The 21485-nt window shown below is 38.0% G+C and carries 12 protein-coding genes; 11 read left to right on the top strand and 1 reads right to left on the bottom strand.

From position 1 onward, the window contains the following. Positions 1-41: 41 nt before the first annotated feature. Positions 42-1643, top strand: coding sequence for a beta-N-acetylhexosaminidase (locus BM361_RS09530; RefSeq protein ID WP_074978629.1), 1602 nt, complete (start codon positions 42-44; stop codon positions 1641-1643). Between the two features lie 237 nt (positions 1644-1880). Next, positions 1881-2087, top strand: a complete 207-nt coding sequence (locus BM361_RS09535; protein ID WP_139226688.1) for a DDE-type integrase/transposase/recombinase — start codon at positions 1881-1883, stop codon at positions 2085-2087. Between the two features lie 556 nt (positions 2088-2643). Here BM361_RS09535 and BM361_RS09540 read toward each other — a convergent pair. After that, positions 2644-3390, bottom strand: coding sequence for a DUF6090 family protein (locus tag BM361_RS09540; protein WP_074978480.1), 747 nt, complete (start codon positions 3388-3390; stop codon positions 2644-2646). A 329-nt stretch (positions 3391-3719) separates the two neighbouring features. Between BM361_RS09540 and BM361_RS09545 the strand changes: the two genes are divergently transcribed. The 9 genes from BM361_RS09545 to BM361_RS09585 all read left to right on the top strand — a co-directional run bounded on the left by BM361_RS09545 (position 3720) and on the right by BM361_RS09585 (position 21450). Further along, positions 3720-4469, top strand: coding sequence for a GntR family transcriptional regulator (locus BM361_RS09545; protein WP_074978482.1), 750 nt, complete (start codon positions 3720-3722; stop codon positions 4467-4469). 199 nt (positions 4470-4668) lie between these two features. Next, the gene (locus BM361_RS09550; RefSeq protein WP_254785788.1) at positions 4669-7866 is read left to right on the top strand and encodes a GH92 family glycosyl hydrolase; all 3198 of its coding nucleotides are present in this window, start codon (positions 4669-4671) and stop codon (positions 7864-7866) included. A gap of 76 nt (positions 7867-7942) precedes the next feature. Further along, complete coding sequence (locus BM361_RS09555; RefSeq protein WP_074978485.1) at positions 7943-9001, top strand: alkaline phosphatase family protein; 1059 nt, start codon at positions 7943-7945, stop codon at positions 8999-9001. A gap of 125 nt (positions 9002-9126) precedes the next feature. Next, positions 9127-11550 (top strand): GH92 family glycosyl hydrolase, encoded by a 2424-nt coding sequence (locus BM361_RS09560; protein ID WP_254785790.1) that lies wholly within the window; start codon positions 9127-9129, stop codon positions 11548-11550. A gap of 5 nt (positions 11551-11555) precedes the next feature. Then, positions 11556-12854 (top strand): glucosidase family protein, encoded by a 1299-nt coding sequence (locus tag BM361_RS09565; protein WP_074978633.1) that lies wholly within the window; start codon positions 11556-11558, stop codon positions 12852-12854. 101 nt (positions 12855-12955) lie between these two features. Beyond that, entirely contained in the window at positions 12956-15241 is a 2286-nt protein-coding gene (locus tag BM361_RS09570; RefSeq protein ID WP_074978486.1) for a GH92 family glycosyl hydrolase, read from the top strand. Positions 15242-15262: 21 nt separating this feature from the next. Beyond that, entirely contained in the window at positions 15263-17950 is a 2688-nt protein-coding gene (locus BM361_RS09575; protein WP_175496570.1) for an ROK family protein, read from the top strand. Continuing rightward, the gene (locus BM361_RS09580; protein ID WP_074978488.1) at positions 17940-19292 is read left to right on the top strand and encodes a sugar porter family MFS transporter; all 1353 of its coding nucleotides are present in this window, start codon (positions 17940-17942) and stop codon (positions 19290-19292) included. Before BM361_RS09575 ends, BM361_RS09580 begins: the two co-directional genes overlap by 11 nt. Positions 19293-19365: 73 nt before the next feature. Continuing rightward, positions 19366-21450 carry a right-handed parallel beta-helix repeat-containing protein gene (locus BM361_RS09585; RefSeq protein WP_074978489.1) on the top strand — a complete coding sequence of 695 codons (2085 nt, stop codon included), beginning with the start codon at positions 19366-19368 and terminating at the stop codon, positions 21448-21450. The last annotated feature ends 35 nt before the right edge of the window (positions 21451-21485 follow it).

Raw genomic sequence — 21485 nt, forward strand, 5'->3', positions numbered from 1 at the left:
GGTAGACTAGCTAATTGAAATTGATAATAATGATTGAAATAATGAAAAGGTTAAAAATATTTTGGTTCTTGACATTGGTATTGACAGTTTTAAATGGATTTGCTCAATATGCTAAGGTGATACCTCAACCATTGGAGGTTGAATTTAATGAAGGGATTTTCAAAATAGCCTCTAATGTTAAAATAGTTAGAGGTGAGAACACCTTCAATGCTGAATATTTACAAAATCTTCTCAAGGAAGATTATGATTTAAATTTAAAAATTTCGCGTAAAGGGAATAAAGGAATCATACTTGAAGTTGATAATTCACTTACGGAGCAGGTAGGGGAGGAAGGATACACTCTTAATGTTCAAGGGAATAAAATAGAATTAAAAGCACCAAATTCAAAAGGTATATTTTATGCGATTCAGACTCTTAGGCAGCTTATTAATAGTGAAGGAGAGGTAGCTAAGGTAAGAATCACCGATAAACCAAGGTTTAAATGGAGGGCATTTATGTTGGATGAAGCTCGTTATTTTAAGGGCAAAAATCAAGTAAAGAAACTTCTCGATCAGATGGCAATTCTTAAAATGAATGTATTTCATTGGCATTTAACTGATGATCAAGGCTGGAGAATAGAAATTAAAAAATACCCTAAACTTACCCAAGTTGGTGGTTTCCGAAGTAATAGTCAAATTGGAGGGTGGGATAGTGAAAAAAGGTCAAATGTTTCTCATGGAGGTTTCTATACCCAGGATGAAATAAAAGAAATTATTTCTTACGCCTCAGAACGTAACATAACTATTATACCAGAAATAGAAATGCCTGGACATGCCTCTGCCGCAATTGCGGCTTATCCATGGTTAGGTACTTTGGGAAAACTTAAGGAAGTACCGGTAGTTTTTGGCAAACTTCCAGATTCATATAATGTTGCAGATCCTCGTGTTTACAAATTTTTAGAGGATATTTTACTAGAGGTAATGCATTTGTTTCCTGCAAAAACTATTCATATTGGAGGAGATGAAGTAAAGTTTGAAGCATGGAAAGAAAATAAATTTGTTCAAAAGTTTATGGAAGATAATGAATTGAACAGTCCTACTGACCTTCAAATTTTTTTCACGAATAAGATATCTAATTTATTGGAGAATTATAACCATCGCATGATGGGATGGAATGAAATTTTAGGAGGAAATGTTCATGAATGGCAAAAAAAAGAAGACATTGTTTCTAAAGAGCAGCTAGCCCCAAATACTATTGTTCATTTTTGGAAAGGAAATCTAGACATGGTGACAGATGCGGTTAAAAGGGGATATGATATTGTAAATTCATATCATGTCTATACTTATTTAGATTACAATTATAGTTATATCCCAATTGAAAAGTCATATGAATTTGATCCGATCCCAATTGGCTTGGATAAAAAGTATCATGAAAAGGTACTAGGTTTAGGATGCCAAATGTGGGGTGAGTGGATACCTACGGTTAAAGATATGGATCGAATGATTTTTCCGAGAATAGCGGCATATGCAGAAGTGGGATGGACGTCTAAAAAGCGTAAAAATTTTAAAGTTTTTATTGATAATCTAAATCCTATTTTACAAAAATGGAAAGAAGAGGGGATCAATTGTGCTGATAAATATAGGGAAGTAGACTTTAAAAAATAATTAGTAGAGCTTAAAGGTGTTAAGTATACTGAAGGGGTGCCCTTAATTGTAATATTATGGATTAGGTTGACTTTCATTTCATATGATCAATAGTGGTAAAACAAGTGCTGGGGAGCCATTATTATAATATCCATTGGTAATATTTTTTCTTATTAATAAAGAAATTTTAGGTTCAACCATCATGGCTATCCCAGAGTTGTGATATTACAAGCGGTTTATTTTAAATTGCGATTCACTTTGAGCTATCGGGATGTGGTAGAATTAATGGCAATAAGAGGAATGAAAGTAGATCGTTCTACGATTCAGCGATGGGTTTTAATGTTTTCGAAAGAAGTAGAGAGAAAAATGCATAAAAGAAAACGTAGTATTAGTCATAGTTGGCGAATGGATGAAACCTATGTCAAGGTAGGAGGGATGTATCGCTATTTGTATAGATCAATATAGAATAGTGGTAAACCCAGGGTAATTAATATTGATAAAAGTGGTGTTAATACCTCAGTTTTAAAAACATGGAATAATTGTAGTTGTACAGTGAAAAAGATAAAAACCCATCAATGTAGGTGCCTGAATAATATACCTTTAGAGGTATCTTTATTAAAATTGTAGAAGTAATATTATCTTTGCGATTAAATGAAAGTCAAAAATAACTTTTTGGCCTATTTTTTGATACTAGGTCAACTAATCGGTCAACAAATTATGATTTGCAGGTTGTTAAGTCAATAAAATTAGTACTTGCGAGATAGGTTCGAATCCTGCCGCAATCACTTTAAGCAGGAAACTACGCTTTATGCGTGGTTTTTTGTTTTTACGAAAAAAGTGAAATGGTTTTTATCTTTTTGAATAAAACAAAAAATTAGAACAGCTTTAGCTGTTTGGGTTTCCTATTTACAAATGGGCATTGTACAGGGATCATTTATAATAATCCTGCCGCAATCACTTTAAGCAGGAAACCACGCTTTATGCGTGGTTTTTTGCTTTTATGAAAAAATTGAAATGGTTATTATCTTTTAGATACCAGGTAAGCATCAATTTCATTATGTAGTGAATTTGCTTCAGCTTTAAAATCATTTACAAACTTTTGTATTCTCTTTTTTCTGAATAAATAGATTCGCAACATATTTCTCCCTTTAACAGAAGATATTTGATCAATTAGCATTTTTCTTTGCTCAGCATCATTTTGAATAAATGGGAATTTTTCATCTAAATATGTCGTTTCAAAAGAAGGGTTATAATACCAGAACTCTGATTCTTTCAAGGTATATTCCTCATCCCACGAAACGAAACTTAAATAGCGAATTGAAGTGGTTGTGTAATATTTGTTTATTTTAAAGAATAGATCTTCATCAATATGTTTGGAGAACTTTTCAATATTTAATTTATGGAATGTTTCATCTACTATTTTTTTGTTGAGTAGAAATGGTTGGATTAATGTAACGAGTGAGTCTGTAGAAAGATCATCATACTTTAACCTTTCGAGCAAGACTCTTTTTCTATTTTGATGTTCTTCTAGAAAATTATTGTAATCATTAAAATTGATTTCATCCAGTTTCAGATCTGCTGTAAGGGATTGCAGGTATTCATATGCTGTTTCCCTTTCGATTCGATCAACATTCCAATTATTGATTTGAAGGGCAATCAGAATGCCAATTACTACGAGAATTATTTCACCAATAGCATAGATTATATATTGACTAAGCTTATTTTCCGAAAGTAGTTTTTGTCTGATTCTTCTAAAGAGTTTAATCATAATTAGATGTTGATTTTAGTCTAACAATACTCGTATATCAACTCCTTGTTGGACTAATTTTTCATAGATGCTTCTCTACAAATCTAATAGATTTATTAATTCAATAAAATTATATTTCTATGTAATTATTTGATTTTCTGACGTTTTAATATTGATGTGTCCTTTGGGATGGCCTTTGAAATGATGAAGTGTGAAATTTTTTTGGACATCAAATAATCCGATAAGGAAAATTAAAAATCAATTCTTTCTTATTAATATTGTTGTATCCTTAATTTTTACAGTTAATTTTATCTCAGCGGTAATAGAGAGAAATCATTAAATAAATTGTTTTGAAATCCAACTTAGTTAAATATATCGACCATTCTTCGGATGTTCCCTTACATAAACAGATCGAAAAAGTATTACGCATGTTAATTGATACTGGTGATTATGATCTGGGAAAGTTGTTACCAAGTGAAATTGAATTGAGTAATATGTTTGGGGTTTCCAGAAGTACGGTACGACAATCATTTAATACGTTAGTGAATGAAGGATTGCTTGAACGTAAGCGTGGCAAAGGTACTGTTGTTGCACAGCACGGGAATATTATAACACAGCTTAACGAGTGGATTTCTTTTTCGAAGGAGATGAAACGAAAAGGGATTGTGATTAAGAATTACCAGGTGCAATTCCAGGAAGTACCGTGTGACGAAGAATTAGCAGAGATCTTCGATGTACCAGTTGGCAGGAAGGTGAAAAAGTTGACCCGAGTGAAAGGTGATAAGTCAGTGCCTTTTGTGATGTTTGAGTCCTGGTTTCATCCCAGAATTCCCATAACGGACGATCATGATTTCCTTAAACCTCTGAATGATATACTTGAAGAGGAATACTCCATTATCCCCATGCGTTCCTCTGAAGAAGTTCAGGCAATTATGGCGACCGAAGAACTGGCTGAGATATTACAAGTTGAAAAAGGAATGCCTTTATTATACAGGAAACGAATTGTTTATGATGCCGGGATGCGGATCATTGAGTATAATAAATGCTATTACAGACACGATAAAATGAAATATAAAATCGATATCGTACGAAGTGTCTGATGGTTACCTGGTCCCGTGATAGGATTTAACCTCAATATAAGTCATAAATAAATAAAGACTCCACAATAATTCTTTAAAAATTTTAATTCAAAAAATAAAAGAATATGTTTTAATTATTACATTTGTACAAATGTCTGTACATTTAAACAATTGAATTATGTATAACAACGTCTTTGTTCTTATTCTAAGTATTTTATTTATGACTCTAAGTACGGCTCAAGAGCATATACTTTGGCAAATCGGTAAATCGGATAATAGCGCAAAGGAATTTGCCTTGGCTCCATCTTCTTATGAAAATTTTTTGGAACATGATTTTGGATGGGAGGATCGTTACTATCTGATAGGCTCTTCTAAAGAGCAGCAAGATTTTCCATATGTATTGCCAGGTGCGATCGATTACTGGGGTGGTACCTCGGGCTTGGCTGGTATTAGGCCACACGAAATTAATATGCTTTTCGGATTGAAGGATTCTCCAAAAAAAGGCAACTGCCAGCTGTTGTTTGATATTTTGGACTGTAGTGCTGAAGAAGCTCCTTATGTGAAAGTGACCATCAATGATAGATCCTGGAAATATCGATTAGCGAAAGGGAGTGGTGCGGATGTTTTAAAGGGTGAGCTATCTGGAGCTAAGGAGCAGCTTGTTAAAATAGAATTTGATGCAGGATTATTAAAAAAAGGGGGAAACAAAATACAGATTACCACGCTGGAAGGAAGTTGGCTGGTATTTGATCATATACGTTTATCGACCTCAGAACAGATGAAGTTGATGCAGCCTGAACATGCGTTTGTTCGGAATGTAGAACCGGCAGATTATGAGATCCAAAAAGCAGGGAAGCGTTTTCAGCCCTTGCTTATTGATGTGCAGCATTTGGAAGGTGCCGCTGAACTTTCAGTGAACCTTGATGGTAAAAGAGTTTTTAAGCAAACAGTGGAAATGGGGAGGTATGTTTTTGAGGTCCCTATGCCTGCTGTCGAAGCGTCAATTGTTAGTAACTATCAAATATATATTAACGGAATTCAGGTTGAGGGTGATAGCGTTCACAGAAATCCGAAGGAACTGGTTTCTCTTTCGGATTATGTGGACACTAAAATAGGTACAGGGCATTCCCGATGGATGATAGCTCCGGGCCCCTGGATGCCATTTGGAATGGTTAAGATCGGTCCGGATAATCAAAATGAAGGCTGGCAGGCCGGATACCAACCAACCTTCGAAAGTATTGGGACGTTTAGTCATATTCACGAATGGACCATGGCTGGTTTGGGTACCTTTCCCACTAATGGTCCCTTGATTACTAAAATGGGGAAACAAGGCGATCCTGATAGTGGTTATCGTTCGCGTATTGATAAACATACAGAGCAGACCCCGTTGGGCTATTATTCTGCTTATTTGAGTGATTACGATATTAAAGCGGAGCTTACGGCCACTACCAGATGTAGTTTTCAGCGATATACTTACTCGAAAGATGATAACAATTCAAGAATTTTGGTCGATCTTAAGATACCGGGTGAGTATGGTTATGATATCGAAGAGGCCTATTTTAAGAAAGTAAGTGATCATAAAATAATTGGATACAGCAAGCAGGTATCTCGTCATATTTGGGGAGAACAGTACTACCGCAAAATAATGGTAGAAGGAGGCGATGAACCGAAGGAATGGGATGATATCGCTCAGAACTATACGATTCATTTTGTCATGGAGTTTGACCAGCCTATTAAAAGTTTTGGGGTTTGGATCGACGGCCCGGAAAAGGGAGAAATGGATATGTTGACCATAGAAAATGCCGAAGAATTTAAATCGGAAAATCCGGAAGGGATTGTTGCTTTTATCGGATTTGATACTTCAGAAAATGAGGTGGTTCAAACGAGAACCGGACTTTCTTATGTAAGTGTCGATAACGCGGCTTTAAATTTAGAAAAAGAGATTACCGAGCCTTTCGATTGGGAATTTGAAAAAGTCAGACAACAGCAGCTAGCTGCCTGGAATGAACTTTTTAGCCGGATACAAATAAAGTCCCCTGACAGGGAAGAGAAAAGGAGGTTCTATTCAAATATGTACAGAGCTTTGGTAAGTCGCAATATATTCAGTGATGTAGATGGGAGTTGGGTAGATGCTTCAGAACACATTCGAAAATTTGATGATCCGGAGGATGTAGCTTTAGGGTGTGATGCCTTTTGGAATACCTTTTGGAATTTAAACCAGTTTTGGAACCTGGTAACTCCTGAATGGAGTTCAAAATGGGTGAAATCGCAATTAGCTATGTATGATGCTAATGGCTGGTTAGCTAAAGGTCCTGCTGGTATGGAATATATACCTGTTATGGTAGCGGAACATGAGATACCTCTTATCGTGGGAGCTTATCAGATGGGAATACGCGATTTTGACGCAGAAAAAGCCATGGAGGCGGTCTATAAGATGCAAACCACCAAAGGTCAACAGGTAGGAGGCGGATATGCCGGTAATAGAGACCTCGAGAGTTATTTACACTATAAATATGTGCCGTATAATAAAGGGAGGTTTTCTAATACCCTCGAGTATTCTTTTGATGATTATGCCGTCTCACAATTAGCCAAGGCCTTGGGTAAAAAGCAGGTATATGATGAGTTTATAGACAGGGCATATTGGTGGAAGAATGCTATTGATCCTGAAATAGGATTCGCCAGGTTAAGACATTCAGATGGTTCCTGGTTTAAAGATTTCGATCCAATCAGAACCGGGGGGAATCATCAGTTTGTAGAAGGGAATGCCTGGCAACTTACATTTTTTGTGCCTCAGGATGTTCCGGCTTTAGCGCAACGCATCGGGGAAGATAATTTTGTTAAACGCCTCGATGACGGATTTACGCTAAGTAGCAACTGGCGTTACAATGCGCCAAATGAATTGTACTGGGATTTTCCGGTTATACAAGGTAATCAGCAGTCGATGCATTTTGCCTATTTATTTAATTGGGTCAAAAAACCATGGCTTACCCAAAAATGGAGTAGGGATATTATCGATCGTTTTTATGGTTATGGCGTATCCAATGCTTATTTAGGGGATGAAGATCAAGGACAAATGAGTTCCTGGTTTATTATGTCTGCTTTAGGTCTTTTTCAAACGGATGGGGGTACGCGAGTAAATCCGATCTATGAAATTGGGAGTCCGAGTTTTGAAGAGGTCACTATTGATCTGGGAGAACGCTATGGCAGAGGGAAAAATTTTACTATTAAGGCGAAAAATGTATCTCGAACTAATAAGTATGTGCAAAGTGCCGTATTGAATGGATCGCAACTTGATAATTTCTGGTTTCCTTCCGCGGAATTGTTGAAAGGCGGAGTACTCGAACTTCAAATGGGACCAGAGCCAAATAAGGGATGGGGTATTGGAGAAATGCCACCTTCAGACCATCCCGGAAATTAAGAAATGTTACAGATGAATTCTTAGTGAAATAGATAAATTAAAACCAAAACAAACAAAACTTTAGAAATTAAAACCTATGAAAATCAAATTCTTATTATTACTGGGCTTCTTGTCTTTAAGTGGTTTAGCCCAAAAGCATCATAACGTTGAAAATATTATATTAATCTCTGTGGATGGTTTTAGATGGCAGGAGGTATTTAAAGGAGCGGACTCACTGTTAATAGAGGACAAGAAATTTTGGACAGATAATAAAGTAGAAAGAAGGCAAAAGTTACTGCCATTTTTTTGGAATGAAATTGCTGCAAAGGGACAGTTATATGGTAACAGAGACCATGGTAATAAGGTAGATGTAAAAAACAAATACTGGTTTTCATATCCCGGAAGAAGTGAAACGCTGTGTGGGTATTACGACCCTAAGGTTAATTCGAACGATTACCCGAATAACCCCAATGAAAATGTTTTGGAGTTTTTTAATAGTCATAAAGCATACAAAGGGAAAGTAATCACATTTGCTTCCTGGAATGCCCTGGGTAGAATTTTAAATCGCGATCGTAATGGGATGTTGGTGAATTTACCAGAAGAGGATGTTTTAGGAGCCAATAGTTCAGAGGCACAACAACTTATTAATGAATTGCAGCATTTAATTCCAGATCATTATCCTGATTGCCGACCTGATGAATTAACTTATATAATGACGAAAGCGTATATCCAAAAGAACAAGCCAAAAGTGATTCATATTGATTTTTGTGATACCGATATCTATGGGCATAATGGTGAGTATAGTAAGTATTTAGATGCTGCACATCGTATTGATAAAATGATTGCCGATTTATGGAATACGCTTCAAAATGATCCGTTTTATAAAGATAAAACAGCTTTGTTAATTTTTCCGGATCATGGAAGAGGACTGGGTGATAAATGGACAGATCACGGTACCGGAGCACCACATAGTAATGAAACCTGGTTTGCGGCTTTAGGTCCCGGAATACCAACATTGGGAGAAGTATCTGAAGAAAATCAAATATATCAAGATCAGATTGCACAAACGGCTGCTCATATTTTAGGGATGACCTTTAAGGCCAATCACCCTGTTGGTGAACGTATAGAGGGGGTTTATTTATCTGCCAAGAAATAGTTGCTGAAGAGGCCTCTATAGATTAACTAACTAAGCTTGTTAGCGTGTAGGCTTAAAAACGGTAGCGTTTTGCAGAGTGCTAAATAGGGATATTATAGCAAAGAATGAAATTAATTTACCAAGTTATGATGAGGTATATAATACATAGACGAACAGGGTTTGCAATTAGTTTAATCGTACTATCCTTACTGGCTGTTAGCTGTGGCAAAAAGGAAAAAGTAACTGATTCTTTAGTACCATTGACGCACTATGTAGATCCGCAAATTGGATCGGTACATGGACGTTGGTTTTTTTATACTCCTGCGGCTCGTCCGTTCGGAATGGCTAAGTTAGCTCCGCATACGAATGCCTATGGGAGTGAAGGTGGTTGGGGTCCAACTGGATATGATGACCGTCATACTTCAATCGAAGGTTTCGGACACTTCCATGAATTTCAGATAGGAGGTTTGGTATTTATGCCCACCGTGGGCTTGATAAAAACCGTTCCGGGAACCTTAGATAATCCCGATGCAGGATACCGCTCTCGTTTTGATAAACGCACGGAAAATGCGGAAACCGGATATTATCATGTAGTATTGCAGGATTATGATGTGAAGGCCGAGATTACAGCCACAGAGAGAGTGGGGTACCATCGGTATACTTTTCCAAAAACTGATCAGGCTAACCTTATTATTGATATCGGACATAAACAAGGAGAAAGCAGCGATGTTACGGATGCGATGGCTCAGTTGGTGAATACGAATGAGGTTGAAGGGTATATTGAAACATATCCCGAATATGCAAAGTTTTGTGATCCGGGCAAAAGGGTGAAAATGTATTTTGTTGCCCGACTTAGTGAAACCCCTATAAGTGTGGGGGCTTTTAACGATAGTATTCAAAATCCTGACCTTACGAAAACAACTGGAACCGAAAATGGTTTATTCCTTACGTTTTCTATGGATGAAGGAGAACAGCTGGAGGTACAGACTGGATTAAGTTATACGTCTATCGCGAATGCACGAAATAATCTAAATGCAGAAGCCACAGGGAAGTCGTTTAATGATGTTCGTATGGAATCTCAGGAAGCATGGAATGAAAAGTTGAATCATATTGTTGTAGAAGGAGGAGCGGAAAATGATCGCATTAAGTTTTATACGGGTTTGTATCACGCCTTATTAGGTCGTGGATTGGCCAGTGATGTCAATGGAAACTATCCGATGGTGAATGGGAAAATCGGACAAATACCTCTCGCTCCCGATGGTACTCCGGAATACAATCATTACAATACCGATGGGATTTGGGGAGGATTTTGGAACCTTAGTCAGCTATGGGCTTTAGCATATCCTGATTACTTTAAAGAATACATACAATCAAATATCGATTTTTATAAAGACAGAGGCTGGTTGCATGACGGGGAGGCCGCAGGCGTTTATACCAATGGTGTACAAACAAATTTCCAAGGTTTGCTTATTGCTTCGGCTTATAATGTTGGCATTCGTGATTTTGATGTAAAAGCGGGATATGAAGCTGCTTTGAAAAATGAATTGGAGTATCACGGTCGAAATCTTGGTAATGGGAAATACGACCTTAGTTATTTTGTAAAGGATCGTTACGTACCTTATAAAGACACGATTATTTCTAATGGTTGGGTTTTTAATTTTGGTGCTTCACATACCTTAGAATATAGCTTTAGTTCTTATGCTGTGGCTCAGATGGCAAAGCAGTTACAAGACTCGTTAAATTATAGAAAACTTATAGATCAGGCAGCGTACTATAGAAATCTTTTCGATTCGGAAACAAAATTTATACGACCGAAGCTTGAGAATGGAAGTTTTATTGAAGATTTTGATCCCATGAGAGGGTGGGATGGCTTCCAGGAAGGAAATGCATTTCAGTTTACCTGGTATGTGCCACACGATGTAAAAGGACTTATGGATTTGGTCGGGAAAGAACGCTTTAATGAGCGTCTCGAAAAGATGTTTATCGATGCCCAAAAAAGTATGTTTGGAGGAGGATCGGAAGAGATTCATAGTTTTTCCGGGGTAGAAAAGTTATATAATCACGGAAATCAGCCGTGTTTACACAATCCATGGCTTTTTAATTATTCTGGAAAACCCTGGCTTACACAGAAGTGGGTACGAACGATCTGTAATGAATTTTATGGTACTGAACCCCTGCATGGTTATGGTGTTGGACAAGATGAGGATCAAGGACAATTGGGTGCCTGGTATGTAATGGCATCCATGGGCTTATTTGATGTTCAGGGTCATTCCAATGCAAACCCTACCTATCAGTTCGGAACTCCACTTTTCGATAAGATTCGCATCAAATTAGATAGCACTTATTATGAGGGAGATGAACTGATTATAGAAACACTTAATCAGGGGAGTGATAATTTATATATACAGTCAGCATCTTTTAATGGAGAAAACTTTAATTCGAACTGGATGCTCCATGAAAAGTTGATGAACGGAGGTAAACTCATTTTTACATTAGGAAACCAACCAAATAAAAGCTGGGGTACGGAATCGGTACCACCATCAATGTCAAATAAAAAAACTAGTAAATGAACATTATGAAAAAGATCATTTTAAGCAGTCTCTTAATTATCCTGACAGCATGTTCTTCAAATAAAGAAAACAAAGAATTGGCCGCTACGATTTTAGCAGATGAAGATTTTAAATCAGTAAAAGAACGAGCCCTGGAGGTGGTGAAAACCGGATTTAATGCCGGTGATGGTTATGGCGAAGTATGGATCAGAGATTACAATACTTTTATCGAACTGTCTGCGGAGGTATTTGATAAGGAAACATTAAAGGAAAACTTGTTAGTATTTTTTAGATTACAAGGGGAAGATGGAAATATAATTGATGGATTTATTCCTAAAGAAAAGGCGGTAGCCACTGAAGGTGGTTATAAGTACATTTATTCGGATCTGGAACCCAATTATTGCGGTCATAAGAATACCGTAGAAACGGATCATGAGAGTTCGCTGGTTCAAGCTGTCTATAAATATGTAATCAAGACCGGAGATCGTGAATTTATGAATGAGAAGGTGGGGGAGCTAACTGTTGCTGAGCGTATGGAAAAGTCCATGGAGTTTTTAATGAATGAACGATGGAGCGATAAATACGGATTGATTTATGGAGCGACGACAGCCGATTGGGGAGATGTTCAGCATTCACATCCCTGGGGAGTTTTCATTACGGATGATACACATTATTGTTTAGATATTTATGACAACGCCATGCTATTAATTGCTCTTGATAATATGATGGAGCTCATTCCTGCAACAAAAGCTAAGTGGGAACCGATTCGAAAGGATATCGCGAAGAATACTATGGAGGTTTTATGGGATGAAAAAAACCAGAAGTTTATCCCTCATGTATATTTGGAAGGATCGCCTTATCCTGATGATTTTAATGAAAATGAAATTTACTATCACGGGGGAACTGCGGTAGCGATCGAAGCAGGTTTGTTAAATAAAAAGCAAATAAAAACTTCCCTAAATAAAATGATTGCCAATGTAAAAGAATCCGGAGCAGGATCTATTGGCCTCACCATGTACCCACCATATCCTGAATGGGCTTTTGAAAATAAAGGAATGTATCCTTACGGATATCAAAATGGCGGTGATTGGACCTGGTTTGGTGGTAGAATGATTCAGCAGTTAATCAACTATGGTTTTATTAAAGAAGCTTATCAGCAAATGAAGCCGATGACGGAGCGCGTAGTAGTAAATGACGGATTTTACGAATGGTATACGGTTGATAATAAACCGGAAGGTTCCGGTACCTTCCGAGGGTCGGCCGGAGTTCTTTATATAGCTATTGAACAGTTTTATGACTGGGCCGAGCAAGTAGAAAATAAATAGATATTAATTGTACATAGTAAACCTTTAAGTATTTTTTTACACTGTTAAATTGTTTAGACATTTAAACAACTGACGTGTTTTAATTAACCGATGAACCAATTATGAGAACATTATTACTGATACTTAATCTTATATTATTTATATCCCCTGGTTTTGGGCAACCGTCAAAATCTCCTTTGGAATATGTTGATGTGTTTATGGGGACTTCAAATTCCAGGTGGATGCTGGGACCCTATGCAACCATGCCATTCGGAATGATACAATTGGGCCCGGACAATCAGGGAGACCAATGGATGGGCGGCTATGAATATGCCATCAATAGTGTGTCGGGTTTTAGCCATATTCATGCCTGGACCATGGCGGGTTTAAGAATGATGCCAACGACTGCAGACCTGGTATTAGAAGATCGACCGGTTGATGCTCCATATAAGGGAGCGAATGCAGGATATCATTCAAGGATACTTAAGGAAAGTGAAAAAGGATCGCCCGGGTATTATGAAGTTTATCTATACGATCATGATGTTAAAGCCGAAATGACCGTGACCACGCGTTGTGGATTCCAGAAATATACGTTTCCCAGGAAAAAAGAATCAAGGGTATTGGTCGACCTGCTATTACCGTCGGAATACGGGTTGCAAATTAATGATGCAAGAATCACCAAGGTTAGTAATACGGAGATTGAGGGTTATGCGGACTGTTCAAGTGCAGGCTGGAATAACTACAAACTTCACTTTGTATTACAGTTCAGTAAGCCATTCAAAAACATGAACGGATGGAATCAGGGAAAGGAGCAAGACGGTATCAAAGAAATATCCGGGAAAGACGACATTGGAGTGTATGTGGTTTATGAGACGGAAAAGGATGAAGAAATACTCGTGAAATCTGGTATTTCAATGGTGAGTATTGATCAGGCAAGATTGAATTTAAATACAGAAATTAATACACCTTTTGGATGGGATTTTAACGCCGTAAAGGAAAATGCCAAAATGCAATGGGAGCATATATTAAATCGAATTAAGGTGTCGGGTAGTAATGAGGTTGATAAGGTTAAGTTCTATACTAATTTGTATAGAGTTTATGCCGCCAAACAAACCTGGAATGATGTAAACGGACTGTATGTGGATCCTTGTGAAAATGTACAGCAATCACCTGATAGTGTTGCTATGTATGGAGGAGATGCTTTCTGGAATTCATTTTGGAACATTAATGGTTTACTCTCATTAATAACCCCGGATATCAGTAAAAATTGGGTGTTGACTCAACTTGAATTATTTGAAAAGACCGGTTGGACCGGTAAGGGGCCAACGGGATTAGAATATTCCGGAATCATGGAAGGTTCTCACGAAATGGCTTTAATGCTTAGCGCTTACCAGAAAGGAATTTACACAGAAGATCCTGATAAGCTGTACCAGGCCATGAAAAAGAATGTAACCGTGAGTGGTGGACGTTATGAGTGTGGTGGATATGTAGGAAACCCCGGTTTAGATCATTATATCAATCATGGATATATGCCTTCGGATAAAGGAGTTACGAATAAAACGCTTGACTATGCTTTTGATGATTGGTGTGTCGCACAAATGGCCAGGGCTATAGGTAATAAAAAAGACTACAGGAGTTTTATGAAGCGTTCGAAAAATTATAAAAACTCTTTTCATCCAACCTTAAAATTCGTAGTACCTAAAGACAGTAAGGGAAATTGGAAAGAAGATTTTAATCCTTTTGATAACTACAATTTCATAGAAGGAAATAGCTGGCAATATACCCTGTATGTACCGCACGATATACCAGGCGTGGTTGAATTAGTGGGTAAGGATCTGTTTAACACCAGACTGGAAGAAGGGTTTGAAAAATCAAAAGAACACAAATACGCGGCCCATGCGCTGGATCGTACCGGTGGAAGAAAATCGGAATATTATATCAACCATGGTAACCAGGTAAATATGCAGGCGGCATGGCTGTTTAACTATTCGGGTAAACCCTGGTTAACCCAAAAGTATACCCGTGATATCATGGAGACCTATTATGGTTCTACCCCATATCATGGTTGGGAAGGAGACGAAGATGAAGGGCAAATGGGAGCATGGTTTGTGATGAGTTCATTAGGATTGTTCGAAATGAATGGGGGTGGAGATAAAGAACCTATACTGGATTTGAGTAGTCCGTTGTTTGATAAAATGGTTGTTCAACTCGACAGTAACTACTACTCAGGGAAGGAGTTCGTTATTGAAGTTCGTAATAATTCTAAGGAAAACCTGTACATCCAATCGGCTCAATTTAATGGGAAACAATTAGAATCATGTCAATTAAAATTCAAAGATGTTGTTGGAGGAGGAACCTTAGAATTACATATGGGTAAAAACCCAAATAAAAGCTGGGGCAAGTTATAAAAACAGAATAAAAAAATGGTTGTGAAGGATATAAAATATGCCATTGGAGTAGATATCGGGGGGTCGCATATAGCTGCAGCCGTGGTGGATGTTCAACACCGGAAAATAATTCCTGAAACCAAGGTGCATTCAAAATTGGATTCACACGAAGATGCAGGTATTATTTTGAGGGTTTGGCTTGAATGTATTAAGCAAAGTATTAAAAAATCAGAAGGGTTGCCCATAGGTGGTGTGGGGATTTCAATACCGGGGCCTGCTGACTATGATAAAGGAATTGTTCATATTCAAGGAGTGGATAAATACGATAAGTTATTTGCCATTAATATGAGGCATTTTCTAACGAATGAATTGGCAGGTTTGCTGTTATATCCTGATAACGTCTTTTTTATTAATGACGCTGCCGGATTTTTATTGGGAGAGACCTGGTCTCAATATTTAACAGAAGAAAAAATTGCTGCGATTACACTAGGTACAGGAATCGGTTCTGGTTTTATGAAAGATGGATTGTTACTTTCTGACGACGATACGATCCCTGATCATGGAGAACTATTCAACCTTCCGTATCAAAGTAAAACGGTAGAAGATTGGATTTCCACACGATGGTTTTTGCACCGTTATAAGGAGCAATGCGGATATGAAGCAGCCAATGTAAAAGAAATAGCAGATCAAGCAGCTACGGACTCCAATACCCGAATGATCTTTGAGGAATTTGGATCCAATCTCGGTACTGTTTTAAGTCCGGTTTTAGCCAAGTTTGGAACTGACTTATTAATACTTGGGGGAAATATTTCTAAAAGTTATCCTCTTTTTAAAGCAACATTTGAGGAGGAGTTGGGGGAAGTAACCCCGAGAATACATTTTGCAAAAGAAACTGAAAATGCAGCTATACTGGGGGCTGTAAAAAATATATTAGCAATGAATGAAATGGATTTTAACAAAAGAAACACAGCGCAATTTTTAATGCCCGTTAACAGGGAAGAAAAGCAGCTAGAGGGCTACGATGTTTTTCCATCTTTTGAAATTAGTGAGGGTACAGTATCACAAGGTTTTGAAAGTTTAGCAAGGGAACTCTCATTCTATAAAAAAGTGTGTATTGATGGTTATGTTGGGGTAGACTGGGATTACTTAATGGGTGGTTTATCTGAAGCGCTCAGGCAATTAGGGGTTAAAAACATTACTTACTCGATCGATGCAGCCTATAAGGATGCTGATGTAATTGATGCCATGATAGCACCATTTTTGGGTGGAGATGATCCGGTCTTTGGAAGACTTTATGAAGGCGATCTGGAAGATTTCTTCCAAAGGGATAAGCTCGAGTCTTTGGTGGCTGATGACGATTGTTTATCGATTGTATATGGTTCCGGGGCTTCATTGTGTAACTGGGATGCTAAACTGGTTTATGTTGATATTCCAAAGAATGAGATACAATACCGTTCGCGGGCAGGATGGGTCCGGAATATAGGAGCACAAAAACCGATTTCGGCAAAGCCTCAGTATAAAAGAATGTTTTTCGTTGACTGGCCGGTATTAAACAGGCATAAACAAAATCTCTTAAGTGCTATTGACTTTGTGGTAGACGGTCAGTTTTTAAATGATATATCCTGGTGCGCCGGAAGTACTTTACGGGCGGCACTAGCCGAAATGTCTACACATGCATTCAGGGCACGTCCGTGGTTTGAACCTGGTGTGTGGGGAGGCGACTGGATCAAGAATAATATTGACGGACTTTCTGATGAGGTGGTGAATTACGCATGGTCTTTTGAACTTATTGTACCGGAGAATGGGATCGTGATCTCTAAAAAGGGTGTAAACCTCGAAGTGTCTTTTGACTTTTTGATGTACAATGATCATCAGGCAATATTAGGAGATGCTGCAAAGACTTTTGGAACCGACTTTCCTATCAGGTTTGACTTCTTAGATACGTTTAATGGAGAGAATCTTTCATTACAGTGTCACCCAAAGCCTAACTTTATCAGTGAGCAATTCGGAGAAAAGTTTACGCAAGATGAAACTTATTATATTCTGGATGCAGCAGATGATGCGAATGTGTACCTTGGATTTAAGGAGGGAGTAAATAAGGATGAATTTCACCAGGCCTTGGTTAAAAGTCAGCAAGAGGGTAAAGAAGTTGAGGTCGAAAAATATGTGCAAATACATCCTGCTAAAAAACACGATTTATTTTTAATTCCACATGGTACGATCCATTGTTCTGGTATCAATAACCTGGTTCTTGAGATAAGCAGTACTCCTTATATTTATACTTTTAAAATGTATGATTGGATGCGTTTAGACCTCAATGGTCAACCGAGACCACTAAATATAGAAAGGGGAATGGCCAATCTTAATTTCGACTGTCAGGGTGATGTGGTAGAAGAAGAATATATTTCCAAACAAACGGTTACAGCCGAAGGTAAAGGGTGGAAAGAGGTGCAATTAAGTACGCATCCACAACATTTCTATGAAGTGTATAGGATGGAATTTAATGATCAAATTCATGTTGAGGGTAACAATCAATGTCATATCTTGAGCCTGGTTGAAGGAAGTCAGGTAGAAGTAGTTACCGGAGATAGAAAAATGGTAGTGGCTTATGCCGAAACCTTTGTTATTCCATCCAATGCTGGTTCATACACCATTAATAACCTGGGGTCAAGTATTGCCAAGGTGGTGAAATCCTTTGTTAAACCTGAAGTTTGTAATTATGAATCTTAAGATTGTTTTTATTGCTTTTGCAGCGGCATTGGCCGGATTTCTATTCGGGTTTGATACGGCTGTAATTTCCGGAACGGTAGCATTGGTTAAAGCACAGTTTGATCTATCAGACGCGGGTATAGGTTGGTTTGTAAGCTCTGCCCTGGTAGGCGCTATTTCCGGAGTTGTTTTTTCCGGGTACCTGAGTGATAAGTACGGTAGGAAATTGATGCTTATCATTTCCGGACTACTATTCTTTATTTCTGCCATGGGATGTGCCATATCAGGTTCTTTTACTGAACTGGTGTTGTATCGATTATTGGGAGGTGTTGCTTTTGGGATAGCCTCTATGGTCTCCCCTTTATATATCAGTGAGATTTCGCCGGCACATGTACGTGGAAAGCTTGTTTCCGTTTATCAATTGGCTATTACGGCAGGGATTTTAATCGCATATTTTAGTAACTACTGGACCTCTGTTGTACACCAGGATAGTGGTATGGATGGTTTTGTTTTTGAATTTTTATACAAGGATGAGTACTGGCGTGGCATGTTTGCTAATGAAGTATTTCCGGTATTATTGTTCCTTGGGTGCTTATTGTTCATACCTCAGAGTCCGCGATGGCTGATGATTCATGGAAGTAAGGAAAAAGCTAAGCAAATTGCGGAGCGATATAAGATTGAATATGACCAGCCAGTACATAAAGAAGAAAAGGAGCAAATGAATTTCTTCCAGTTGATAAGAGGTGTTTATAAACGCCCGATGTATATCGCCATTTTTTTAATGATTTTTTCACAGATATGCGGAATCAATGCGATCATCTATTACGGTCCTACAATTTTAAATGAAGCTGGATTTACCTTAGGCGATGCCTTGGGAGGGCAGGTAACTATAGGTTTTGTGAATGTGCTATTTACTTTTGTGGCTATATATACAATCGATAAATGGGGACGTAAACCGCTTTTGAGGTTCGGAGCTTTGGGCGTGATCCTATCACTGTTAATGATTAGTTTGATGTTCTTTATAGGAGGTAGTTTTGACAGTTATGTTATTGTGGGTATTTTGTTATTTATTGCCTGTTATGCATTTTCTTTAGGGCCAGTACAGTTTGTAGTGGCTTCAGAAATATTTCCAACGAGTATTCGGGGGAGGGCCCTGACTATTAGCACACTTTTTCTTTGGGTTACAAATGCTATTGTAGGTCAGGTATTTCCAATGATATTGGCAGGATTTAATGCGCCATTAACGTTTTTACTCTTTGCTTTGGTTTGTATGCCCGGAATTTGGATCATAAAGAAATACATCCCTGAAACCAAGGGGAAATCTTTAGAGGAAATTGAAAGGTTCTGGAACGAAAAATTCTAAGTTACTGATCGAACGTTTATATTTATGCTTTGAATTCATCGGGCTATGTATGATAGCCATGTAACCCAATAAAATGAGAAAATTACATAGCATATTTACTTCAGTACTAACGGCTTTAATTTTTTGTTATACCACTACGGCACAACACAAAATATTTGTTGCTAATGGAGGAGATGATTCGAACAAGGGGACCATCTCCAAACCATTGAAAACATTAGATCGGGCTTTTCAGCAGGTACTTGAATTTCGTGAAAAGGGATATGCTGAAGTTATTGAAATTTTTATCCGGGAGGGGCGATATAATTTTCATCAAGCGATCAAACTAGATTCAAACTATTCTAATATTCGTATTTCGGCTTATAAGAATGAAGCGGTTAGCTTTTTCGGAGGAGTCTCCATTCCTGTCAATGCCATCAAAAGTGTAAAATTAGATGGGGTACCGGATACTGTATTGGCTATAAACCTTAAAGCTTATGGTCTGGACGACTACGGTAATATCAGGAGTGTAGGATTTGCAAGACCCTACGGGGCATCCTGGGCTGAGCTATTTGTCAACAAAAAACCGTTTCACCTTTCAAGGTGGCCTAATAAAGGGATGATTCCTATAGAAGAAGTGCTCGATAAGGGTTCTGTTCCCAGGAATGATGATTTTAGTAACCTAGGAGGTAAGTTTCGTTACGATTCTTTAAGAGTAGATGCATGGAAGTATGAAAGTGACCCATGGATCGCTGGATATTTTATGTGGGGATATGCGGATGATATGGTTTCGGTAAAAGAAATTAATGATACAGAGCGTACTATTACGACCAAGATCCCTACCCTTTATGGGTTTGGAGATCAAAAGCCCTGGCGTAAATGGTATGGGGTAAATATATTAAGGGAGTTAGATGCAAATGGGGAATATTACATTGATCGCTCTCGTGGTATGTTATATTTTAGAAGTAAAGAGGATGTTAAGCAAGTTGAAATTTCCGTTTTGGAGGACCCTTTTTTTCAAATCGAGGGAGTGAAAAATGTAGCCGTTAAGGGGATTACCTTCGAGTGCTCCAGGGGCTTGGGTATTGCTATGGATGCAACTGAAAATGTAACTATCGAAAATTGCGTGTTTAAGAACCTGGGGAGTCTTGGAATTACTGTTGGCCAGGGAATAACACCTTTTAAAAAGTATCGGCATGAAGGTACGGGAACGGCAACTTCCGGTCTAGTAGGGAGTCTGCAGCAGCATTTGTATGTAAACACTACTTTTAATCGTCTGGCAGGTACAAATAATATGATTAGGGGTTGTGTCTTTTACCAATTGGGAGCCGGTGGGGTATCTTTAGGTGGTGGAGACAGGTTAAGTTTAGCACCCGGAAATAACATAGTGGAAAACTGTGAGTTCTATGATTTAAACAGAATTGAGAAGTCTTACCGGCCGGCTGTTCACTTAACCGGTGTTGGAAATAAGGTACGTCATTGTGAAATGTACGACCTCCCGAGTATGGCTATTCTAATGCATGGAAATAATCATCTTATTGAATACAATTACATCCATGATGTTTGTCTTGAAGTAGAAGATCAAGGAGCTGTTTATTATGGAAGGGATCCCTCAGAGAGAGGAAGTGTGATTCGGTATAATTATTTTAAAGATATTCCTGATCATTATAATACTTGTGCGGTTTATCATGATGATGGGGCTTGTGGCCTGAAGGTTCAATCTAATGTTTTTTATAAAGCCGGAAAATGGAATGTATTAATCGGTGGCGGATCTGATAATGCCTACATCAATAATTTATTTGTGGATACTAAATTTGGGATTCATATAGATAATCGCCTGGAAAACTGGTCAAAAGGCTTATTAGATGAGGAAGGGTTATATTATAAAAGATTAATGGCCGTACATTATGACCAGCCTCCATATAGCGAGGCTTATCCGGAGCTTTCCAGGTATTTTGAAGATAAGCCATCAATTCCTAAACGGAACATTTTAAAGGATAACAGTTTTGTTAATATGGAAGAAAGCATACTCGATGGTAATAAAGAGTGGCTGGACATGGATGCATCGAATGAGCTCATGAATCAGGAGTCTGTTCCCATTGATACATTTGAACAAGAAGTTTTTAAACTGGCAAAATTGAAGGGAATAGCCATTGATTCCATCGGTTTATATAAGAATTAGGGGGAGTATCCTTCTTCATAAATAGAGCGGGGCGG

It is taken from the genome of Zhouia amylolytica (genome assembly GCF_900116365.1).
GTDB lineage: Bacteria > Bacteroidota > Bacteroidia > Flavobacteriales > Flavobacteriaceae > Zhouia > Zhouia amylolytica.